A 20,474-nucleotide genomic window follows, 5' to 3' on the forward strand; every position below is an offset into this window, starting at 1 on the left:
ATTCCAAACACAAGCTGTTATTTTCCTCACTGCGCGAATAGCCTTGAGGTGGGTTGTGAAGCCAGCCCACCGTAGAGGGGGTTATGCGCGGAGGCCCGCATGCGCATCGGACTCATTGTTGGACCCTGGTTTACCGTCCCGCCGGAACGCTATGGCGGAACGGAACGGGTGGTGGATTGCCTGGCCCGGGGGCTGGTTGATGCGGGGCACGAAGTCCTGTTGGCAGCAGCTTCGGACAGCACTTGCCCGGTGCCCCAAATGCCCGGTTTCGGCACCAGCCGCCCGGAGGAAATTGGGCTGAGCCTCAGCGAGCTGAGCCATGTCATCACGGCGTACCGCGGCATGGACGGTGTGGACATCATCCACGACCACACGCTGGCGGGTCCTCTCTACGCGCACCGGCCTCACGATATCCCGGTGGTCACCACCATCCATGGACAACTCACCGACCAATCCGCGGAACTGTACCGTGCCATGCAACGTGACACCTCCATCATCGCGATCTCCCATGACCAACGGTCCATGCTCCCGGACCTCAACGTGGCGGCCGTCATCCACCACGGCCTGGACCTGTCCACCGTGTCCGTGGGAAGCGGCCAAGGCGGCTACGTTTGCTTTGTAGGCCGGATGTGCGCGGACAAGGGCCTCATGGAAGCTGTGGCGATTGCCCGTGAAGCCGGAGTTCCCCTGAAGATAGCCGCCAAGATGCAGGCCAAAGAGGAACAGGAATTCTTCCACGACGTCGTAGAGCCTGCGCTGGGGCCGCAGGAGGAATTCCTGGGAGAGCTTTCCGACCCCGAGAAATATGAGCTGATGGGCGGAGCAACGGCACTGATCAACCCCATCCAATGGCCCGAACCCTTCGGACTGGTCATGATCGAGTCACTGGCCACGGGCACGCCCGTGGTGGCAACTCCCATGGGTGCCGCACCGGAAATCGTCACGCACGGAGTAACGGGCTTCCTGGGAGAACTTCACCACCTTGCGGGGTTCGTGGATGAGGCTGCCCGGTTGAATCGGGCGGACTGCCGGCATTCCGTGGACGAGTACTTCAGCGCCGGGCGCATGGCAGCCGAACATGTGGACCTTTATTCACGCGTCCTTGAACAATTCGACAGCAAAGGGGTTCACGGCAGCGCCTACGTGCAAGAGAATCAAAGGCAGGCCCGTTAGGCTGCCGGTCCCGAACCCCCAACCCCGAAGGAGCCTCGGCATATGACCGCTTGGAACGCAGACACAGAAGCCGGAGCCTCCGAACTGGGGGCAGTGACGGTGGTCGAGGGCTCGTCCTTCTGCATTTCCGCGCATTCGGGCGACATCCATGGCGGTGGTTCACAGGGGGCCTACTACCAGGACACGCGCATCGTCTCCCGCTGGGTGCTGCGGATCAACGGCGAACCCCGGGAGCCCCTTGTGGCGCGCAACCGGGCGTCGTTCCAGGCCGAATACGTAGGCAGGGCCTGCACGGAAGACGGGCGCTTCGAAAGCCCGCTGCTTGTCCGGCACCAGCGCAGCATCGGCTCGGGATTGCGAGATGACATCACCATCACCAACTACTCCGGAACGCCGTCCACCTGCACCATCGAACTGCTCCTGGACGCCGACCTTGCCGACCTCTTCGACGTCAAAGGCGGCCGGGTGGGAACCGCAGAGGAGACCATCAGGGCTGCACAGGAAGACGGACTGCACATCGATTCGCTGCACTCCAGCGGCCAGCGGCGCGGGGTGTTGTTCCAGGCGGAAGGGGCAAAAGTCACCAGTGAAGGGTTGACCTTCAACGTCACCATTCCCGCCCGGGAGGATTGGTCCACCACCATCATTGCCCTGCCCCTGGTCAACGGCGAGGCGCCTGAAGACCGCTTCACCGTGGGAACACCCCTGCAGCACAGCACAGGAGCCCGCCGGCAAACCCAATGGGAGGAACACGTTCCGCGCGTCACGGTCACCGACCGGAACGTCACCGACGTCCTGGAGCAGAGCCAGCGGGACCTCGGGGCGCTGCGGATTTTCGACGACGAACACCCCAACCGTGCCGCCATCGCCGCCGGGGCACCCTGGTTCATGGCCCTGTTCGGGCGGGACTCGCTGCTTGCCTCCTACATGTCCCTGATGGTGGACCCGAGCCTTGCCGCAGGCACGCTCCAGACCCTGGCCGGACTGCAGGGCAGCAAAGTGGACAACGATTCCGAAGAAGAACCCGGACGCATGCCGCACGAAGTGAGGCTGGGTATCACCGCGGGACTCTCACTGGGAGGCACGGCCTACTACGGCACCGCCGATGCCACCCCGCTGTTCGTCTCAACCTTGGGTGAGCTGAGCCGTTGGGGGCTCGGGGATGACATCATCGAGTCCCTCCTTCCCCACGCGGACCGGGCCATCGAATGGATGGAGCAGTACGGGGACCGGGACGGCGACGGGTTCATCGAATACAAGAGGCCCAACGAGCACGGCCTGGTGAATCAGGGTTGGAAGGACTCGTGGGACGGGATCAATTTCGCGGACGGCCGGATGGCGGAGGCGCCCATCGCACTCTGCGAAGTCCAGGCCTACGCCTACGCGGCCTACGTGGGCCGGTCCCTGTTGGCGCGCGCGGCGGGGGACACCGCCGTCGAACGCCGTTGCGCGGATCGCGCCGAAGAACTCAAGGAGGCCTTCAACAAGACGTTCTGGCTGCCGGACAAGGGTTATTTCGCGCTGGCGCTGGACAAGGACAAGCAGCCGGTGGATTCCTGCACGTCCAACATGGGGCACTGCCTCTGGGTGGGCATCGTGGATGAAGACAAGGCGGCGCAGGTGGCGGAGCGGCTCATGTCTCCGGAGATGTTCACCGGTTGGGGCATCCGCACGCTGGGCTCCGACATGGGCGCCTACAACCCCGTCAGCTACCACAACGGCTCTGTCTGGCCCCACGACACCGCGCTCGCTGCCACCGGTCTGATGCGCTACGGCTTCACGGACGAAGCCAGCCGGGTAGCCAGCGGACTGTTCGACGCCGCCGAGCACTTTGGCGGCCAGCTTCCCGAGTTGTTCTGCGGCTTTGACCGTGGGGACTTTTCGGAGCCCGTCCCGTATCCGACGGCGTGTTCCCCGCAGGCGTGGGCGGCTGCGGCTCCGGTGCAACTGGCCCGGATCCTGCTGCGGTTCGACCCCGACTTCACGCGGGATGTGCTGCACCTCGCGCCGATCCTCCCGCCGTCATTCGGCGAGTTCACGGCCGAAAATGTGCTGCTGGGGAGTTCCCGGCTGACCGTGCGGGCGGCGGGCACTTCCGGGACGGTGGAAGGCCTGCCGGAGGGGCTCCAGTTGCGCAACGATCCGCGGCCGCCCCTGGCCGGTGACCTGTTCGGCTAGAGCCTGTTCTCCATGACGAAGTCGTGTTCCACGGTGTTGCCGAGCTTGAACGACTTGGTGCCTACGCGCTGGAAACCGCTCTTCTCGTAGAAGCGGATGGCCTTGGCGTTCTGGCTGTTCACTCCAAGCCACACGCCCGCTGCGCCCTTGTCCGTGGCCAGTGCAAGGGAGGCGTGGATCAGCCTCGATGCTGCGCCCTTGCCGTGGTGGTCGGGGTGGACGTAGCACTTGCTCAGCTCTGTCGAGGGCAGCGCCGAAAGCACGGAGGCGACGTCGGGGTCTCCTGTGGGCTTGGCAACCAGCATGGTGTAACCGTTGAGCTGCCCGTCGTCGTCGAGCACCATGATGGTGATGTTCGCGTCGGCGAGGTAGTCCGAAAAGTTGGCTTCGCTGAGCGTCTTTTCAAGGTGCGCCTGGATGTCCGCCGGTGAGGAGCCGGGAGGGCATGCCAGCGGGAAGGTGACGGCCGCGAGCTCAGCCAACTTCCCGGCGTCGTGTGCTGTTGCGGTGCGAATGGTCTCGGCCACGTATTCCCCCTTGCGAGTTTTTGTACAGCTAATGCCCCTAAGAACGCATCTTAAGGGCATTAGCTGTACGAAAACTCCACGTTAGGGGGTGGGCCGGATGGCGTTGACGGCCCGGTCTGCGCTGATTTGGGTTTCCCGGCCCGAGTCGAGGATGGTGTTCCGCGCCGATTCCGGGTCCACCAGGACTGCTGTCACGGCCATATCCTCAGCAGCGTCAGTGGTCAGCAGGGCATCCACCTGGGCCTCGAAGCAGTCATCGCTGGCGGTGGCGTGCACGTTGCGGGCCACCACGTGGTTGTTCGACACGAAATTGCCTGTGCCTTCACGCAGCCTGACAGTGACCGGCGTCGCGCCTTCCGGACGGATGTGTTCCGAATTGATGATCTGTGAAAAGTGGTTGCCGATCACCGAGTTGTTGCTCCCGCTTACGCTGAGGACGCCGTGGAGGTCATCCAGCCCATTGTCGATCCCGAGGAACGGCGTCCAGGGCTCGTGGTCGCGGAGGAAATGGTTGGTGGCCACGAGATTCTCCGAGCTGTTCCGCTCCAGGACCACCATGCCCGGATAGAAGGAATGCAGCCGGTTGTTGGTGATACTGGAGCGCGTCACGCCGCTGAAATGGACGCTGCTGGCACCCCGGGGGAAGACGTTGTTCGCCGTCACCAGGAGTCCGCCATGGTTCTCCGCGTAGATCGAGTGGCCCTTGAATCCCGCTCCGATCAGGTTGTCCGTGATCTTCGAAGCCTGACCCCAGCCGCGCAATTCGATGCAGCTTCCGCACTCGGCAATGAAGTTGTTGTGGATGGAGAGGGCATCGGCGTTGTGGATGGTCAGGGCGTGTTCGAGGTAGATGAAGCCCATCTCGTTGACGCGGAAAGAGTCGTTGGCGCTGGCAACGTGGATCCCGGTCTTGCCGTTGACATAGGTATTCTCCGCCGGCAGGTCTGAGCCGTCCGGGGCAAAATGCAGCCCGTCGATGCAGAAGTTGGCGAACTCCACGGAACTGATCCGGGGGCTGCCCGCACGCTCAACACGGAAGGCGGCCCCGCTGGCCGGGTCCGAGCTGTCAGCAGCAGGAAGATCAACCAACACGCGGCTGCCACCGGGCCACAGCTCATGGAGATCGGGCCATTCGTCCTTGGGAACGTTGAACCTGATGCTGGAAGACGTGAAACCGTGGCCCGAGCCCTGGATCCTGAGGAAACTGATGTCGATCAGGACCTGCGTGCGCAGGCGGTAGTCGCCCGGCGGCAAGTAGATCACGGCACCGGGCTTGCCGCCGTCGTTCACGTCTGTGGCGTTCTGGCGTTCCTTGACGTCGGCGATGATGCTGTTGATGACCTCGCCGACATCCTTGGACGGGTCGCCGACGGGCCAGGTGGTCACGTCGTAGTAGTTGCTGCTGGACATGCTGTGTGGGTCCCCTTTCAGGTGATGAGGCGTTTAGGCAGTCTGGTGTTCGGGCAGTTCGGCCAGCAGCTCGTCCGACGTCGGCGGGTTGGCGCCCGCACGACGTACAGTGATGGCCGCGGCCTTGGTGGCCCTGCCGCCCAACGACTCCAAAACCCCCGGCGTGAGCCGGTCAACTCCGGTCTGGAGAAGCCCGTAGATCAAGGCGGACATGTAGGAGTCGCCTGCGCCGATGGTGTCAGCCACAGCGGACGTGACCGAGGGAACCAGGACCTGGGCGCCGCGGGTCGAGAGCATGGAGCCCTCCGAGCCCCTGGTCACCACCACGAGGCCCGTCCCGAGTTCCAGGATGCGCCGGGAAATGTCCTGGATGGATAAGGACGGGTAGAGCCACTGCGCGTCCTCATCACTGAGTTTGACCACGTCGGTGAGAGGAACGATGTCCTCGAAAGTGGCGGTTGCCTGGGCCTGGCTGCCCAGCAAAGCCGGCCGGACATTGGGATCGTAGGTGACGACGCAGCGCCGATGGACCTGTTCCAGCAGCGCGCGTACCGCTGCCGCCCCGGGCTCCAGGAACGTGGCAATCGACCCCGTGTGCAGGATCTTTGGCAGGGTGGTGGGGGTGATCCGGGGGAGCTCCCACTGGATGTCGAAGTCATAATGGGCCGAACCGTCCGAGGCCAGGGTGGCGGTTGCCGTAGCGGTTCGGACGCCTGGGCGGGCATCGGCCAAAAGTTCGACGCCGGCACTCGCCAGGTGCCGTTCGATGGCGGCCCTGTGGTGGTCGTCTCCGATCGAGGTCAACAAGGCGGTTGGCACGCCGAGGCGTCCGAGGCCGTAGGCCACGTTCGCGGGCGAGCCTCCGGGGTGCTCCACGGTTCCCCGCGGGGAGACGACGATGTCCACCAAGGCTTCACCAACAACCACCACTTCCGTTGCCGGGTTCGATGCCGGCCCTGTGAGGTTCTGCGGCTCTGGGATGATCTGCATGACGTACTCCTTAGGCGGTTTGGGAGACTGCGAGCTTGAGAACCGTGGCTGTGCCGCCCTCTGCGGTCAGCCAGTTCTCCTGGCTGGTGGCTTCGGGGAACACCAGATCCGTCAGGACCACTTTGCCGTCCTGGGCGAAGACTTCCACGGAGCACTGGTCCACCACAATAAGCAGCTTGAGGAGGCCGTCCTCCAGGGCAACAGGGGCGGATTCGACGGAGGCGAACTTTTCGTGGAAGGCGGTGTCTCCCGAACGGGTGCGGTCGAGAGTGAGTCGTCCACTGCCCGGGGTGTAGCTCAGGACAGCGCCTTGGCGTCCGTCGGAGCTGGCGAGCAGTCGCAGCCCAACACGCTCTGCGGTTCCAGGGAGGAACTCAGCTTCGATGACCTGGGCTGCACCCGGTACGGCGTCCGGCAAGCGGAGGGCTGATGCTCCCACCCCGATGGAGCCCGCGTGAAAGAGCTCCTCTTTCGGGTCCCCGAGGACCGGACGCTGGACCAGCCGGGCGGCCCCGTCCACCGTTTCAAGGCGCAGCTCGCGGGCAAGGGTCATCGACGAACGCCATGGTGCGGTGGGCAGCTGGTTGGCGTAGTCCCAGTTGTTCATCCAGCCGATGATGATGCGCCGGTCATCCGGGGCGTTGCTGAAGGAAACGGAGGCGTAGCAGTCGCGTCCCCAGTCCAGCCACAGGCTCTGTTGCAGTGCTTCCGCCCGGGCAGAACCCTCCGGCAGGGAGCTGATTCCGGAAGGCGCCGCGAGTGAGCCTGCATCCGGATCGAAACTGACGCCGTCGAACTCTCCCACAAAGTACTGTCCGCCCGAGCCCCCTGCGACAGCGCCCGGGTTCACATTGACGATCAGCACCCACTTGATGTTTTCGGGATCCCCGTCTGCAGCCAGGGGGAAGAGGTCCGGGCATTCCCATTCGCCGGCGTCGGCGTTGGCCGGGCCGAAGTCGCTGAGGAAGTCCCAGGTCTTGAGGTCGTCTGAACGGTAGAGGACCACCTTTTGCTGCTGGGCTTCGACGGCGACCATCACCCAAAAGGCCCCCTCGGCGCCTTCGTAGCGGAAGACTTTGGGATCGCGGAAGTGGGCTGAGTCCCGGGTGAGCACCGGATTCCTGCCGTACTTTTGCCAGGTCATTCCCGAATCGGAGCTGTACGCCAGGGATTGGGCCTGCGTGCCACCGTGTGGCCCTGCCTTGAATGCGCTGGTGTACACAGCCACCAGGGCCGGCGACTCCGTGGTTCCGAAACCGGAGGTGTTAGCGTGGTCCACCACCACGCTTCCGGAGAAGATGTCCTCTGTTTCATCCCCGGCAATGGCCACGGGATGTTCCGCCCAGCGCAGGAGGTCGCGGGAGGTGGCGTGACCCCAGGACATATTGCCCCAGACGTTGCCGAAGGGGTTGTTCTGGAAGAAAAGGTGGTAAAGACCGTCATGGAAAACCAGCCCGTTGGGATCGTTAAGCCAGGTGTCCCGTGCCGTGAAGTGGATGGCAGGCCGGAACCTGGGAGTGAGTGCCGGGGCTGTTTCCGGGCGTGCGGCGTCAAGGCTGCTGGACATGAAATGCGTTCCTTTTGGGACGTTTGAAGTGGTTTGTTGGGCTTTACCGGGGAGCCGCGACGGAATCGCGACGAACCAGCGGACAGCCCAGGACGGTGGGGTGGAGCGCCATCAAGGAAAGATCTTCTTTGCCCTCGATGGCATCAATAAGGTGATCCGTTGCCCAGGCCCCCATCTCGTAGTGGGGGAGGGCCACGGTGGTCAGGCCGGGGTAGAGGTTGGCTGCAATGAGCTCCTGGTCATCGAAGCCCACCACGGAAAGGTCGCCCGGAATGCTGAGCCCCAACTCGGCAGCGGCCCGGTAAGCGCCCATGGCCATCCGGTCGTTGTAGCAGAACAGTCCAGTGGGCCGGTCCTCGCGGGACAGGATCCGCTTGGCGGCCTCATAGCCGCCCTGCACTTCGGAGACCTCGGACTCGACAGGCGCCGCACCGCCGTCGAGCCCTGCCTCGGTCAGCATGGCCCGGAAGGCCTGCAGCCGCTGGCGGGTAGCGGGAACATCGTCGGTGTTGTTGATGAAGCCAACCTTGGTGTGGCCGGCGTCGAGAAGTGCCCCGACAGCAGCCCGGGCGCCGCCGTCTTCGTCCGGGACCACGGCCGTGATGTTCCCGGCGGTGGCAACAGAGTCCACCAGGACGGAAGGGACACTGCCCAGGTTGCCCGGAAGCTCAACGTTCCGGTGGTACATCGTGGCGTACAGGATGCCGTCAACCCTCCGCTCCAACAAGGCCTGGACGTCCGCTTGCCGGGATTCAAGACTGGCCGAGCCCGGGGTGTTGATGATCATGAGGTTGTAGCCCCGGGCCTTCGCGGCCTCGTCCGCGCCCAGAATGATCCGGCCAGCGTGGGGCGTGGTGGCGATTTCCTCGCTCACCAGTCCCAGCATGCCGGTTCTTTGCGTGCGCAGGGCTTGGGCCAGGCGGTTGGGACCGTAACCGAGCTGTTCGGCGGCCGAGCGGACCTTGTCCCTGGTTTCCTCGCTGATCCGGGCGTAGGAGACCTCGTTGAGAACGTGGGAAACGGTGGTGACGGACACGCCGGCGGCGACGGCAACGTCCTTGATACCGATGTTCTTGCTGCTCATGTGGGTCCCACGTCCTTATGGTTGGCGATGCCCCGGAGGGCTATCAGTAGGCTACTCGTTGATGGTGGTGCTGGGCCCTTGGTGGCGCTAGCCCTTCACGGCGCCCAGCGTCATGCCCGCTACGATCTTGCGCTGCAGCAGGAGCGTCAGCAGGATGACCGGGATCGAGTACACGGCCGCGAGGGCCGTCATGGATCCCCAGTCCAAGCCGAACTGGGTCTGGAAGTTCGCGATCACCACGGGAGTGGTCTGCGAACGGATGGCTGTCATGAGCAGAGCGAACAGGAACTCGTTCCACGATGCCAGGAAGGCAAAGATCGCGGTGACCGCGATTCCTCCGGAGACCACCGGGATCACTACCCGCCACAGGGCGCCCAGCCTGCTGCAGCCATCAACCGTTGCAGCTTCCTCCAGGTCGCGGGGGACGGATTCGAAGAAGCTGGACATCAGCCAAATGGAGAGCGGCAAGGAGATGGTGGTGTGCGCAATGGAGAGGGCAATCGGGGTATCGGCCAAGCCAACCGAGGCCATCATGGATGCCAGCGGGATGCCGATCGCCACCGGCGGCACCATCCGCGTGACCAGCGCGGCCATGATGAAGACCCGGCCACTCGGTGTCTTGTAACGCGTGATTCCGTAGGCTGCCGGGACCGCAAGAATCAGCGAAAGCAAGGTGCTGATGACGGCCGTTTGGATGCTGTTGATGAAGGACGCCACCACGCCGCTGCGGCCCAGGGCGTTGGTGTAGTTCTCCAACGTCCATTCCTTGGGCAGGATGGTGGGCGGAACGGCGATGGTGTCGATCGGGGTCTTGAACGAGGTGAACAGCAGGTACAGGAACGGGAACCCATAGAGAACCATGGCAACGGCCAGCAGGATCCACAGGATGGTCCGGGTGCTGCGGCGGCCCGCTTCGAGTCCTTCCCGGTTGACCCCCCGCCGCTTGCGCAGCGGCTGCGCTTCCGGGATGCCCGACGGCGGCTGGCTGGCCATGGTGGCGACGCTCGTGGTGCTCATCAGTTGTCCTTTCCTGGCCGCCAGATGGTGCCCACTGCAACGAAGGCAATGGCCAGCATTGCCAGAAGGTAGATCGTGCCCATGGCACTGGCCAGGCCGGGGTCGCCGAAGCGGATCATGGTCCGGTAGATCAGCAAGCTCATGGTTTCCGAGGCCGACTGGGGTCCGCCGTTGGTCTGGATAAGGATGGTGTCAAAGGCCCTCGCCGCATCGATTCCGCGGACCACCAGTGCTACGGCAATCACGGGACGAAGCAGGGGAAGGATGATCCGGAACAGGAGCGCCGGAGCCCGTGCACCGTCCAGGCGGGCGGCCTCGAGGAGGTCGCCGGGGATGTTCTGGAGCCCTGCGAACAGCACCAGGCACATGAACGAGGTGGTAAGCCAGATATCCGGGATGGCCACGGAGAACAACACGATGTTGGGGTCGGAGAGCCAGCCGATCTGGTTGGGGTCGGACAGGATGCCCGCCTGGTGGAGGAGCGTTCCGATCAGGCCGAAGTTGTCGATCATCAGGAACTTCCAAAGCAGGCCTGCCACGATCGGGGCGATCATCAGCGGGTAGAGGAAGACGGTCCGCCAGATCTGGGACTTTTTGCCGAGCGTAGTGAACAGCAAAGCCATGCCCAGGCCCAGGGCGAATTCGAGGGTCACCACCACCAGGGTGTAGGCGAACGTGCGCCATCCGGCGCTGGTGAAGGCCTCGGAGGTGAACGCGGTGACGTAGTTCTGGAACCCCACGAAGTCGCGGGGGCCGCCGGCAATGGGGGAGATCTTGAAGAAGCTGTCTGCCACCAGGCGGAAGAGCGGGTAGGCCACAAATACGGCCAGGAACAGTGCCGCGGGCGTCATCAAATAGAGGGCGAAGCGGCGATCGGAGATACGCACGGTATTTCTTTTCTGCTGGTTGGGACCGCGGCCGGCACTGTTTTTCGCGCGGTGCGCGTGCCGGTGCCGGCCGCGGAGTCTTACTTCAGGAGGTCCTGGATCTGCTTCTTGGCATCAGCCAGGAGGGCGGAGGTGTCGCCACCGGCCACGGCCTTCTGCAGCAACGGGATCAGGACGGTGTCAACGATCTGCTGCCACTTGGCGGTGGCGGGCCGGGTGGCCGTGGCCTGGCCGTTGAGGGTCTCGATCAGCGGCTTGAAGCTCTCGTAACCAGGCTGGTCCTGGTACTTCTGGAAGGCACTGATGCGGGAGGCCAAGCCAAGCTTGGATTCAATTCCCTTGTCGTTGTAGTCGTAGGCGCACTTGATGAACTTCTTGGCAGCGTCCGTGTTCTTGGTTGCCTTGGGAACGGACAGGTACCACGGTCCCGGAACGCCTGCGACGCCGGCGCTGCCGCCGATCATCGCTGCGGCTCCTACCTTTCCTGCCACCGGAGCATCGGCAGGAATCTGGCGGTAGGCGTGGGCCCAGAAGCGGGTCATGGCGGTCTTGCCCTGGTTGAACAGGTTCTGGGCTGCGGCCCAGTCAACCTGTGCAGCGCCACTCGGGGCGTCTTTGGCCAGGCTCACGTAGAAGTCCAGGGCTTCCTTGTGGGCGGCGTTGTCGATCACCACGTTGTTGTCCTTGTCCAGGACCATCGGTGAGCCGGCCTGGAGGACGTGGGCAAGCCATTCGGTTTCCACGGCGCCCTTGACGTCCGTGCCGTACATTCCGTCCCTGGTGAAGAAAGCGGAAATGTCCTGGTACTGCTTCCACGTTTTGGGGGCGGCGAGCTCGTAGCCGTACTTGGCCTGGAAATCGGCCTTGTTCTTGGCGTCCTCGAACAGGTCCTTGCGGTACAGGATGATCTCGGCGTTGGTCCAGGCCGGCATGCCGATGAAGTGGCCGTCCACGTTGGCTTCCTTCACCAGGGCCGGGAAGATGTCCTTCTTTGCCTCGTCGGTGAAGAGCTCGTCGATGGGCTGGACGGCGTCCTTGAAGCTGGGGAGCCATACGGAGTCCAGCGCCGCGACGTCGAAGGAGACGTTGCCGGAGGAGAATTCGCTGGAGAGTCGGTTGAACATGCCGTCGTAGGGGAGTTCGACGAAGTTCACGTCCACGCCGGCGTCCTTCTTGCACTGCTCGGCTACGCCGGTCAGTTCGGCGTGGCCGCCGGCTTCGACCAGGACGTTGATGGAGCTGGAGCCGCCTGAACCGCCTGAGGAGGGTGCGGGACCGCCGGCGCCACAACCGGTGGCAACGAGTGCGACGGCGGTGCACAGCCCGCCGAGGGTGACGAGCTTGGAGATGGTGTTTCGAGTGGACATCTCTGTCGACTCACTTTCTCTTGAACGGAAATTGCAGAGAGATGGGGATGACACGTCTTTGGCTTGAAAAATCGTTTTGCCAAAACGACTTGGCAACGACATTAGGGCCGGGTGGTCGGGCGTGTCAACTGTTTCCCTCGAAACTTTTCGGACTCTTGACGCTTGGGATTGGATGCCCATAAAGTGATCCGCGCCACTCGACAAATCGTTTTGGCATATTTTGGCTGATTTGGCAAGTTTTTGGCAAGGCCCTGGTTGCTTGGCCGCACCCGTTTGCGCCGATGGCACCCGTACCCCGGGGTGCGCCGGGCGGGAACGGGTGCGTCCCATCCCACGAAGGGGTGCGCCGGGCGGGAACGGGTGCGTCGCGCGTTCCATCGTCCTTGGACACGTCCACCATGGCCGATCAAGCAACAACCAAAGCAGTCACCGAGTTCGAAGGAGAACCATGGACCCATCCCTGCCCCTGAGCCGGAGGAGCATCCTCCGGTTGATTCCCGCGGCGGCAGTTGCGGCCACCGCCGTCGTGCTGTCCGCGAAGGAAGCCTTGGCGAAAGAACCAACCCAGCAGGCAGTCGCCCCAGAGACCCCGACAACCACGGGTCACCGCGCAATCATCGGCATGCTCTAGCGCCACGCCAGCACTACCCAGCACCAAGCAAGGCCACTCAAGCAGTACCCCCAACGATGTGAGGAGAACACGCTGTGACCACTGTCTACGACGTCACCACCTGGACTGTCCCCGGAAACCCATCCGCCACGCCCTACAACGACATCGGGCTCATCATCAACAGCATCATTGCCGATGTGAAATCACAGCAGACCAACCAGGCATCCAAACCGGGGGCCGTTGTCTACATCCCGCCGGGAGACTACTCACTCAAGACCCGGGTCAATGTTGACGTCAGCTTTCTGACCATCCGTGGATCCGGGCACGGCTTCACATCCAGCAGCATCCGCTACAACGCCGGCAATACTTCCAGCTGGCATGAAATCAATCCCGGGGGTAGCCGGATCCGGGTGGAAAACACAGACGGAAACACCGACGCCTTCAGGGTTTACCGCACCGGCGACCCACGCCTGAGCTCCATCGTGTTCCAGAATTTCTGCCTGGACGGGGTGTCCTTCAACTCCAACCAGAACTCCTACGTCAACGGCAAGACAGGCATCCGCTTCGATTCCGCGAACGACTCCTGCCGGGTGGAAGGCATGGGCATGGTCTACCTGGAACACGGCCTGGTGGTCCGGGACACCGACGCCCTGAGTGTGAGCGGCAACTTCCTGGCCGAGTGCGGAAGCTGCGTGGAACTCACCGGTTCCGGGCAGGCCTCCAAAGTCACAGACAACCTGATCGGTGCAGGCTACGTTGGATTCTCCATCTACGCGGAGGGCCACATGGGCTTGTTGGTCAGCGCCAACAACGTCTTCCCCCGGGGCAAGAGCAGTGTGCACTTCAAGAACTGCACCCGCTCCACCATCACCAGCAACCGGTTCCACGCGTTCTACCCCGGCATGTTCAACTTCGAGGGAAGCTGCACGGAAAACCTGGTGGGAGCCAACCACTTCCTGAGGCAAATGGAACCCTTCGATCCCCTCAAGCCCTACAACAATGGCTTGGATGACCTGTTCGGCCTGGTCCATCTGGCAGGCAGTGGGAACACAGTGACCGGCAACCACTTCAGCTACGACGTGCCCTCGGGTTCAGTGACCCCGTCTGGCCAGAAACCCACCATCATCCTGGTGGCCTCCGGTGCCAACAACTACATTGCCGCGAACAACACCATCTCCTCGGTGGCTGCGAACACGGTGGTGCTGGACGGTTCAACCACCGGCACCAAGGTGCTGGACAGCGGTGGTGCCGGCGAATTTGTGCACTACACCAGCTCCTACTCGTTCCGGGCAACCCCTTAGCGCCGGGCCGAGCAGGAAGGTCTGTCAATGATGACAAGACGCACCAAACCGCCGATGGTCGCCTCGGTGATTGCCGCCGTCGTGGTTTCACTGTCCCTCGTGGCGACAACAGCTCCGGCGCACGCCACCGATCCTGACCCCGCAACCCAGCAGTACCGTCCTTCTGTGCACTACACCCCGTTGAAGAACTGGATGAACGATCCCAACGGGCTGGTCTACAACAACGGCACGTACCACATGTACTACCAGTACAACCCTTACGGGACGACGTGGGGAAACATGAGCTGGGGCCACGCGACCTCCACGGATCTGCTGCATTGGTCCGAACAGCCGTTGGCCATCCCACAGACCGTCAACGGCAGCGGACAGGCCACGGAGGACATCTTCTCCGGTTCCATCGTGGTGGATTCGCAGAACACCAGTGGCTTTGGAACGCTTCAAAACCCGCCGATGGTGGCCGTTTACACCAGCAATTTCACCGGCAACCATCCCCTCTATCCGGGGAAGCAGGCCCAATCCCTGGCTTACAGCACGGACAACGGGCAGACGTGGACCAAATACTCCGGAAATCCCGTGCTTAGCAGGAACACCACGGACTTCCGGGACCCCAAAGTGTTCTGGTACCAGGGCCCTGCCGGTTCCTACTGGGTCATGTCGGCCGTGGAAGCCAATGAGCACAGGGTCCTGTTTTACAAGAGCAGCGACTTGAAGAGCTGGACTTACCTGGACGACTTCAAGCCGGCCAATGCCACCGGCGGGCAGTGGGAATGCCCGGACCTTTTCCCCTTGGCGGTGGACGGCAACACCAACAACACCAAATGGGTCCTGGTGGTGAACATCAACCCGGGATCAGTGGCCGGCGGCAGTGGAGGCCAATACTTCGTCGGAAGTTTTAACGGCACCACCTTTACCTCCGAAACCACCGATCCGGTCGACGTTGCTCCGCCGGGGACCTTGATTGCCGGGTTCAATGGCGGTAGTTACAGCGGCTGGAATGTCGGGAATGACCCGGCCAACCCTTCAGGTCCATGGGGCAGCAGCCCTGCTTCCGGAACGCTGGCGGGTCAGCAAACTGTGACCGGGTCCATCGGTGCCGGGCTCGTGAACGGGTTCAACGGCGGAGATGTCCCCACAGGCACCTTGGAGTCGGCGCCCTTCACCGTTACCAAGGACTACGTCAACTTCCTGGCGGGCGGCGGAAACCACCCGCGGCAACCGGGGGAGCAGATTGGCAACACCCCGCCGCCGGGCTACCTCCTGTTCGACGGCTTCGATTATCCGGGAACACTCAGCGCTGCCGGCTGGCAGCTGACCGGTGACTTCGAGGCAGCCAGGAACCCGTCGTCGGCGGGTGGTGAGTACGCCATAGGAAAGCGCATCAACACCTTCGAAGGCGGACCCAACGCCGATAACAACACTGGAACCATCACCTCACCCGAGTTCTATCTGACCAACACCAATATCGGGTTCCTCCTGGGTGGTGGCAACCGGACGGACGGCACACTCCAGGTGGAACTGTTGGTGGGCGGCGTTCCCGTCCGGAGCACCACAGGCAGCAACTCCGGCGATCTGAACTGGAAGAACTGGGATGTCTCCCAGTATTACGGCCAGATCGCACGGATCCGGATCGTGGACAACGCCACCGGACCTTGGGGTCACCTGACACTGGACAACATGGTTCTGGGCTCACAACCGGCGCAGCCGCGAAGCAGCGAGACCACGGTGAACCTGATGGTCAACGGGCAAGCCGTCCGCACCACCACCGGCTCCGATTCCGAGCACCTGGACTGGAAGGCCTGGGACGTCAGTGCCTACAAGGGAAGCCAGGCGACCATCCGGATCGTAGACAACAACCGCGGCGGGTGGGGTCACATCCTGGCGGACGAGTTCGTGGCTTCCGACATCACCCGCTTGGAACAGCACGACTGGCTGGACTGGGGAAGGGACTACTACGCGGCCGTCTCGTTCAACAACGTCCCGAACGGCAAGCGGATCATGCTCGGCTGGATGAACAACTGGGACTACGGGCAGTCCACACCCACCAGCACCTGGCGGGGTTCCATGGCCCTGCCCCGCGAAGTCCAGCTCACACAGACCAGCCAGGGTCCCAGGCTCACCCAGAAAGCTGTCCAGCAGGTGGATAGCCTGAAGAACACAGGGGCTGCCTACACGGCTCCCGCCCAGGACATCGCGTCGGGAACCAGCAGTCTTCCCATTTCCGGGGACGTGCTGCAGATCGATGCGCAGTTCTCTCCGGGAACGGCTACGGCGTTCGGGCTGAAGGTCCTGGGCGACGGCACGGAGGCTACCACGATTGGCTACACAACAGCCTCGGGGCGGGCATTCATTGACAGGACCGCCTCGGGAAACGAGGGCTTCCACCCTGCCTTCGCGTCTCTGGACGACGCGCCGGTCCAGCTCATCAATGGCAAGCTCACCCTGCGGATCTATGTGGACAAGGCCTCCGTGGAGGTGTTTGCCCAGGATGGCCTGACGACGCTCACGGATCAGGTCTTCCCTTCGGCAGGCGCCACCTCCCTGTCCCTCTTCTCGGAAGGAGGGACCGCCCGGCTCGAAAGCCTCACCGTCACGCCGCTCAACAAGGCGATGTGGTAGCCGGTGATTAAGTACGACGGCGGCCGGTCGCCAAGGTGACCAGCCGCCGTCGTGCGTGTGAGTTTTTGTACAGCTAATGCCCTTAAGAACGCGTCTTAAGGGCATTAGCTGTACGAAAACTCTCCTAGTCGGCTTTGACGGCGAGGACCGGGCAGTCCGCCTCCAGAAGGATGCGCTGGGACACGCTGCCCATGATGAGTTTGCCCACCGGGCTGCGGCGCCGGAGGCCGATGACGATCAGCGCGGCGTCGTGCTCCTCAGCGGCGTCAAGTACTTCCGCCGCTGCGTCATGGCCGCGAATGGGCTGCTTGATGACGTGCTGGACGCCGTGCCCGGCCAGCCGGTCCTCGATGCTCTGGATCTCCGGCTCCTGCGCGAAACGGTTGTCCACCAGGGCGTCACCCTTGGACGAGTTGATGACCAGCAGGGTGTCGTTGCTCTTCTTGGCCTCGGCGATCGCCTGCGTCAACGCAGCCTCGCCCTCTGGTGTGGGGACGTATCCCACCACGATGGTCATGGTTTCTCCTGTTCGATGTGGCTTGTGCTTAGTCGCTGTAGTCGGCTGCGCCGGAATTTGCCGGGAGCAGAGGGGCTTTCGCCGGACGGTTCCGCCGGATGAGCTTGAACACCAGCGGCCAGGCCAGGATGATGCCGATGATGACATAAATCCCGACGGCGATCGGCTCGCTGAAGAGCCCTGCCGGGTCGCCGGCGCTGAGCTGGAGGGTCTTGCGGAGCTGGCCTTCCAGACGCGGACCCAGGATGACGCCGAGGATGAGCGGCAGTACGGGGAGCCCGAACCGGCGCATCATGAAGCCCAACGCGCCCAGGACCAGCAGGATCACCAGATCGAATGCCTGGAGGTTCACCGAGTAGGCACCCAAGGTGGCAAAGAACAGGATGCCTGCGTACAGGTACGGGCGGGGCAGCTGCAGCAGTTTGGCCCACAACGGCGCCAGGGGCAGGTTGATGAGAAGGAGCAGCAGGTTACCGATGAACAAGCTCGCGATCAAGGCCCACACCAGGGGTCCCTGGCTCGAGAAGAGTTGTGGACCCGGCTGGATGCCGTAGGACGTGAACGCCGCGAGCATCACCGCGGCTGTGGCGTTGGTGGGCAGGCCGAGTGCCAGCATGGGGGTGAGGGTACCGGCGGCCGCAGCGTTGTTCGCAGCTTCCGGACCCGCGACACCTTCGATGGCTCCGTGGCCGAACTCCTCAGGATGTTTGCTGAGCCGCTTCTCAGTGACGTAACTCAGGAACGTGGGGATCTCAGCGCCACCGGCGGGCAGGGCGCCGAACGGGAAACCGAAAACGGTGCCGCGAAGCCAAGGCTTCCAGGAACGCTGCCAGTCCTTCTTGCCCATCCAGGGACGGCCGACCGGAATGATGTGCAGCGGGGTGCGGCGCAGGTGGGCAGCCACCCAAAGGGCTTCTCCCACAGCGAAGATGGCAACTGCCACCACCACGATGTCCAGGCCGTCGGACAGCAGCGGCTGGCCGAAAGTGAGGCGGCTCTGTCCCGTGACGGAGTCCAGGCCCACCAAACCGATCGCCAGTCCCAGCCCGAGGGAGGCGAAGCCGCGCAGCCGCGAGGATCCCAACACCGCAGTGACGGCAAGCAGGGCAAGCAACATGATGGCGAAGTAGCTCGGAGAGCCCAGGCTGACCGCGAACTTCACAACAATCGGCGCACAGACCGCGAGGAGGGTAGTGCCGATGGTGCCCGCGACGAACGAGCCGATGGCCGCCGTCGCAAGCGCTTGGGCGGCGCGTCCCGCCTTGGCCATCTTGTTGCCTTCGATGGCCGTCACCACCGACGACGATTCACCGGGGGTGTTCAACAGGATGGACGTGGTGGAGCCGCCGTACATGCCGCCGTAGTAGATACCGGCGAACATGATGAACGCGCTGGTCGGTTCAAGGGCATAGGTGACGGGGAGGAGCAGTGCCACGGTCATGGCCGGGCCCAGTCCGGGGAGGACACCGACGGCGGTGCCCAGGATGACGCCGATCATGGCGTACATCAGGTTCATGGGAGTCAGGGCGGTGGAGAAACCGTCCATCAGGGAGGACCAGACGTCCATCAGAGGATTCCTTCCAGGAGTCCGGCCGGCAGCGCAATGCCGAGGCCGAGGTAGAAGCCGTAGAAGGTCAGCAGTGAAAGGGCCACGGAGATGAGCCCGTCACGGATGTAGCGGCGGCTCCCAAGAGCCAGGACGCTGCCCCAGAAAAGCACTGTGCCGGAGATGACCCAACCGGCCCAGTCGATGAGCAGGATATTGAGGATGAATGCTCCCGCGAGCGGCAGCACTGTCTTCCAGTCCGCAGGGTGGGCGAGGTCAACATCCTCGCCGCCTTCGGCTTCACCCCTGCCGCCACGGAGGACGTTGATGGCCAGCAGGATGGCGCAGACCACCAGCAGACCGGCAACGATGAAGGGGACAGTCTTTGGACCCACCGGGTCCGATTTCGAATACGGGGTTACCAGGCCGTTGGCATCCAGGAAGACAAGGACCCCGACCACGCCGAGCAGGAGGGCGACCCCCAGCTCGGCGCGGCCTTTCAAGCCTGTTGCTGGAGAGCTCACGCCAACCCGAGCTTGGTGAGGACATCAGCTACCCGCTTGTCCTGGTCGGTCAGGAAGGTCTTGAACTCATCACCGGTGACAAAAGCATCCGTCCAGCTGTGGGTCTTCAGCGCTTGCTTCCAGCCTTCAGAAGCGTGCATCTTCTCCAGTGCGGCGATCAGCGACTTCTTGTCGGCGTCGCTGATGCCCGGAGGGGCCACGATGCCGCGCCAGTTGCTGAACACGAGGTCGATGTTCGATTCCTTGAGCGTCGGGGCATCCACGCCGTCAAGCCGCTTCTCGCCACTGGTGGCCAGGACGCGGACTTCTCCGGACTTGATCTGCTCCAGGTCCTCACCGGCACCGGAGGCGGCAAAGCCCAGCTTGTTGCCGAGGATGGCGGGAAGGAGATCGCCGCCGCCGTCGTAGGAGACAAAGTTGACCTTGGTGGCGTCAATGCCGACAGCGCCGGCAAGCTGCATTGGCAGGAGGTGGTCAGGTCCGCCGGGGGAGGAGCCGCCACCTACGGAGATGGACGCCGGGTTGGCCTTCCAGGCTTTCACGAGGTCGTCGATGGTCTTATAGGGGGAGTCCTTGCTGACCATGATGGCGCCGGGCTCTTCAATCAGCTTCGCCAAGGGAGTGGTGTCCGTCAGCTTCGACTGGGATTTGTTCGTGTAGCTGGCACCGACGACGCCCAGGCCCATCAGCATGGTGAGGTCGCCGTTGCCCTTTTCGTTCACCACGCGCGCCAGGCCAACGGTTCCGCCTGCGCCTGCGAGGTTGAAGACCTCGGTGTTGTTGGCGATCTTCTCGTCGTCGAGGACCTTGGCCGCTGCCCGGGCGGTGGTGTCGTAGCCGCCGCCGGGGGTGTTCGGAACCATGATCTGGAGGCCGGTGACGGGTCCGGCGGCAGCGCCGGAGCTTTCAGAACCAGTGGAGCTCTTGCCCGTGGCACCGCAACCGGTGGCCATCAGGGCGAGGCCGGCGGCGACGGCGGCGACTCGCAATGCGCGGATCTGGCGCATGGTGTTCCTCTTCTCAGTGTTGAATTCTGTGCAGGGCGATCAACGTTGTGCCCCGTGCATTGATGCTAGGGGTGGCCGTGACGGCGATCACTCTTGTGTTCGCAGTGATCTTTAAGTTCATTGCGTTCACGGTCGTGGAAGGTCCCCTGCGGC

The 20,474-nt window shown here is 63.4% G+C and carries 17 protein-coding genes; 5 read left to right on the plus strand and 12 right to left on the minus strand.

The window, feature by feature from the left end:
* The first annotated feature begins 99 nt into the window (after window positions 1-99).
* Both ACFUOZ_RS09185 and ACFUOZ_RS09190 read left to right on the plus strand, forming a co-directional pair.
* Complete coding sequence (locus tag ACFUOZ_RS09185; RefSeq protein ID WP_377547066.1) at window positions 100-1,173, plus strand: glycosyltransferase family 4 protein; 1,074 nt, start codon at window positions 100-102, stop codon at window positions 1,171-1,173.
* A 42-nt stretch (window positions 1,174-1,215) separates the two neighbouring features.
* Window positions 1,216-3,351, plus strand: coding sequence for a glycogen debranching N-terminal domain-containing protein (locus ACFUOZ_RS09190; RefSeq protein WP_377547068.1), 2,136 nt, complete (start codon window positions 1,216-1,218; stop codon window positions 3,349-3,351).
* Here the strand turns inward: ACFUOZ_RS09190 and ACFUOZ_RS09195 are convergent.
* From ACFUOZ_RS09195 to ACFUOZ_RS09230, 8 genes are all read right to left on the minus strand, one after another.
* Window positions 3,348-3,878 (minus strand): GNAT family N-acetyltransferase, encoded by a 531-nt coding sequence (locus ACFUOZ_RS09195; protein ID WP_377547070.1) that lies wholly within the window; start codon window positions 3,876-3,878, stop codon window positions 3,348-3,350. The genes ACFUOZ_RS09190 and ACFUOZ_RS09195 overlap by 4 nt on opposite strands.
* Window positions 3,879-3,959: 81 nt before the next feature.
* Window positions 3,960-5,288, minus strand: a complete 1,329-nt coding sequence (locus ACFUOZ_RS09200; RefSeq protein ID WP_377547072.1) for a NosD domain-containing protein — start codon at window positions 5,286-5,288, stop codon at window positions 3,960-3,962.
* Between the two features lie 33 nt (window positions 5,289-5,321).
* Window positions 5,322-6,278 (minus strand): carbohydrate kinase, encoded by a 957-nt coding sequence (locus ACFUOZ_RS09205; protein WP_377547075.1) that lies wholly within the window; start codon window positions 6,276-6,278, stop codon window positions 5,322-5,324.
* Window positions 6,279-6,288: 10 nt separating this feature from the next.
* Complete coding sequence (locus ACFUOZ_RS09210) at window positions 6,289-7,845, minus strand: glycoside hydrolase family 32 protein (RefSeq protein WP_377547078.1); 1,557 nt, start codon at window positions 7,843-7,845, stop codon at window positions 6,289-6,291.
* Between the two features lie 43 nt (window positions 7,846-7,888).
* A complete protein-coding gene (locus ACFUOZ_RS09215) occupies window positions 7,889-8,929 on the minus strand; it encodes a LacI family DNA-binding transcriptional regulator (protein ID WP_144661465.1) in 1,041 nt (346 codons plus the stop codon).
* Window positions 8,930-9,016: 87 nt separating this feature from the next.
* Complete coding sequence (locus ACFUOZ_RS09220) at window positions 9,017-9,922, minus strand: carbohydrate ABC transporter permease (RefSeq protein WP_377547401.1); 906 nt, start codon at window positions 9,920-9,922, stop codon at window positions 9,017-9,019.
* Window positions 9,923-9,945: 23 nt separating this feature from the next.
* Window positions 9,946-10,833 (minus strand): carbohydrate ABC transporter permease, encoded by an 888-nt coding sequence (locus ACFUOZ_RS09225; RefSeq protein ID WP_144661466.1) that lies wholly within the window; start codon window positions 10,831-10,833, stop codon window positions 9,946-9,948.
* 80 nt (window positions 10,834-10,913) lie between these two features.
* Window positions 10,914-12,200 carry an ABC transporter substrate-binding protein gene (locus ACFUOZ_RS09230; protein WP_377547082.1) on the minus strand — a complete coding sequence of 429 codons (1,287 nt, stop codon included), beginning with the start codon at window positions 12,198-12,200 and terminating at the stop codon, window positions 10,914-10,916.
* Between the two features lie 448 nt (window positions 12,201-12,648).
* Between ACFUOZ_RS09230 and ACFUOZ_RS09235 the strand changes: the two genes are divergently transcribed.
* The 3 genes from ACFUOZ_RS09235 (at window position 12,649) to ACFUOZ_RS09245 (ending at window position 16,727) form a co-directional block, all read left to right on the plus strand.
* The gene (locus ACFUOZ_RS09235) at window positions 12,649-12,831 is read left to right on the plus strand and encodes a hypothetical protein (protein WP_377547085.1); all 183 of its coding nucleotides are present in this window, start codon (window positions 12,649-12,651) and stop codon (window positions 12,829-12,831) included.
* 74 nt (window positions 12,832-12,905) lie between these two features.
* Window positions 12,906-14,111 (plus strand): NosD domain-containing protein, encoded by a 1,206-nt coding sequence (locus tag ACFUOZ_RS09240; protein ID WP_377547087.1) that lies wholly within the window; start codon window positions 12,906-12,908, stop codon window positions 14,109-14,111.
* Window positions 14,112-14,138: 27 nt separating this feature from the next.
* On the plus strand, window positions 14,139-16,727 hold the full coding sequence (locus ACFUOZ_RS09245; protein WP_377547089.1) for a GH32 C-terminal domain-containing protein: 2,589 nt from the start codon (window positions 14,139-14,141) through the stop codon (window positions 16,725-16,727).
* Window positions 16,728-16,851: 124 nt separating this feature from the next.
* Here the strand turns inward: ACFUOZ_RS09245 and ACFUOZ_RS09250 are convergent, their stop codons facing one another.
* From ACFUOZ_RS09250 to ACFUOZ_RS09265, 4 genes are read right to left on the minus strand one after another with little or no spacing between them, the layout of a single operon-like run.
* Window positions 16,852-17,244, minus strand: a complete 393-nt coding sequence (locus ACFUOZ_RS09250; protein WP_377547091.1) for a universal stress protein — start codon at window positions 17,242-17,244, stop codon at window positions 16,852-16,854.
* 28 nt (window positions 17,245-17,272) lie between these two features.
* A complete protein-coding gene (locus ACFUOZ_RS09255; RefSeq protein WP_377547093.1) occupies window positions 17,273-18,811 on the minus strand; it encodes a tripartite tricarboxylate transporter permease in 1,539 nt (512 codons plus the stop codon).
* On the minus strand, window positions 18,811-19,314 hold the full coding sequence (locus ACFUOZ_RS09260; protein WP_377547096.1) for a tripartite tricarboxylate transporter TctB family protein: 504 nt from the start codon (window positions 19,312-19,314) through the stop codon (window positions 18,811-18,813). Before ACFUOZ_RS09260 ends, ACFUOZ_RS09255 begins: the two co-directional genes overlap by 1 nt.
* Window positions 19,311-20,321 (minus strand): Bug family tripartite tricarboxylate transporter substrate binding protein, encoded by a 1,011-nt coding sequence (locus ACFUOZ_RS09265; RefSeq protein ID WP_377547099.1) that lies wholly within the window; start codon window positions 20,319-20,321, stop codon window positions 19,311-19,313. Before ACFUOZ_RS09265 ends, ACFUOZ_RS09260 begins: the two co-directional genes overlap by 4 nt.
* Window positions 20,322-20,474: the final 153 nt, after the last annotated feature.

The organism is Paenarthrobacter sp. NPDC057355, from assembly GCF_042667405.1.
Lineage (GTDB): Bacteria > Actinomycetota > Actinomycetes > Actinomycetales > Micrococcaceae > Arthrobacter.

Excerpts from the sequence above, each read along its gene's own strand:
- ACFUOZ_RS09230 (WP_377547082.1), bottom strand. The coding sequence starts at position 12,200 with ATGTCCACTCGAAACACCATCTCCAAGCTCGTCACCCTCGGCGGGCTG.
- ACFUOZ_RS09255 (WP_377547093.1), bottom strand. The coding sequence starts at position 18,811 with ATGGACGTCTGGTCCTCCCTGATGGACGGTTTCTCCACCGCCCTGACT.
- ACFUOZ_RS09190 (WP_377547068.1), top strand. The coding sequence starts at position 1,216 with ATGACCGCTTGGAACGCAGACACAGAAGCCGGAGCCTCCGAACTGGGG.
- ACFUOZ_RS09245 (WP_377547089.1), top strand. The coding sequence starts at position 14,139 with ATGATGACAAGACGCACCAAACCGCCGATGGTCGCCTCGGTGATTGCC.
- ACFUOZ_RS09185 (WP_377547066.1), top strand. The coding sequence starts at position 100 with ATGCGCATCGGACTCATTGTTGGACCCTGGTTTACCGTCCCGCCGGAA.
- ACFUOZ_RS09215 (WP_144661465.1), bottom strand. The coding sequence starts at position 8,929 with ATGAGCAGCAAGAACATCGGTATCAAGGACGTTGCCGTCGCCGCCGGC.
- ACFUOZ_RS09235 (WP_377547085.1), top strand. The coding sequence starts at position 12,649 with ATGGACCCATCCCTGCCCCTGAGCCGGAGGAGCATCCTCCGGTTGATT.
- ACFUOZ_RS09200 (WP_377547072.1), bottom strand. The coding sequence starts at position 5,288 with ATGTCCAGCAGCAACTACTACGACGTGACCACCTGGCCCGTCGGCGAC.
- ACFUOZ_RS09250 (WP_377547091.1), bottom strand. The coding sequence starts at position 17,244 with ATGACCATCGTGGTGGGATACGTCCCCACACCAGAGGGCGAGGCTGCG.
- ACFUOZ_RS09210 (WP_377547078.1), bottom strand. The coding sequence starts at position 7,845 with ATGTCCAGCAGCCTTGACGCCGCACGCCCGGAAACAGCCCCGGCACTC.
- ACFUOZ_RS09205 (WP_377547075.1), bottom strand. The coding sequence starts at position 6,278 with ATGCAGATCATCCCAGAGCCGCAGAACCTCACAGGGCCGGCATCGAAC.
- ACFUOZ_RS09220 (WP_377547401.1), bottom strand. The coding sequence starts at position 9,922 with ATGGCCAGCCAGCCGCCGTCGGGCATCCCGGAAGCGCAGCCGCTGCGC.
- ACFUOZ_RS09265 (WP_377547099.1), bottom strand. The coding sequence starts at position 20,321 with ATGCGCCAGATCCGCGCATTGCGAGTCGCCGCCGTCGCCGCCGGCCTC.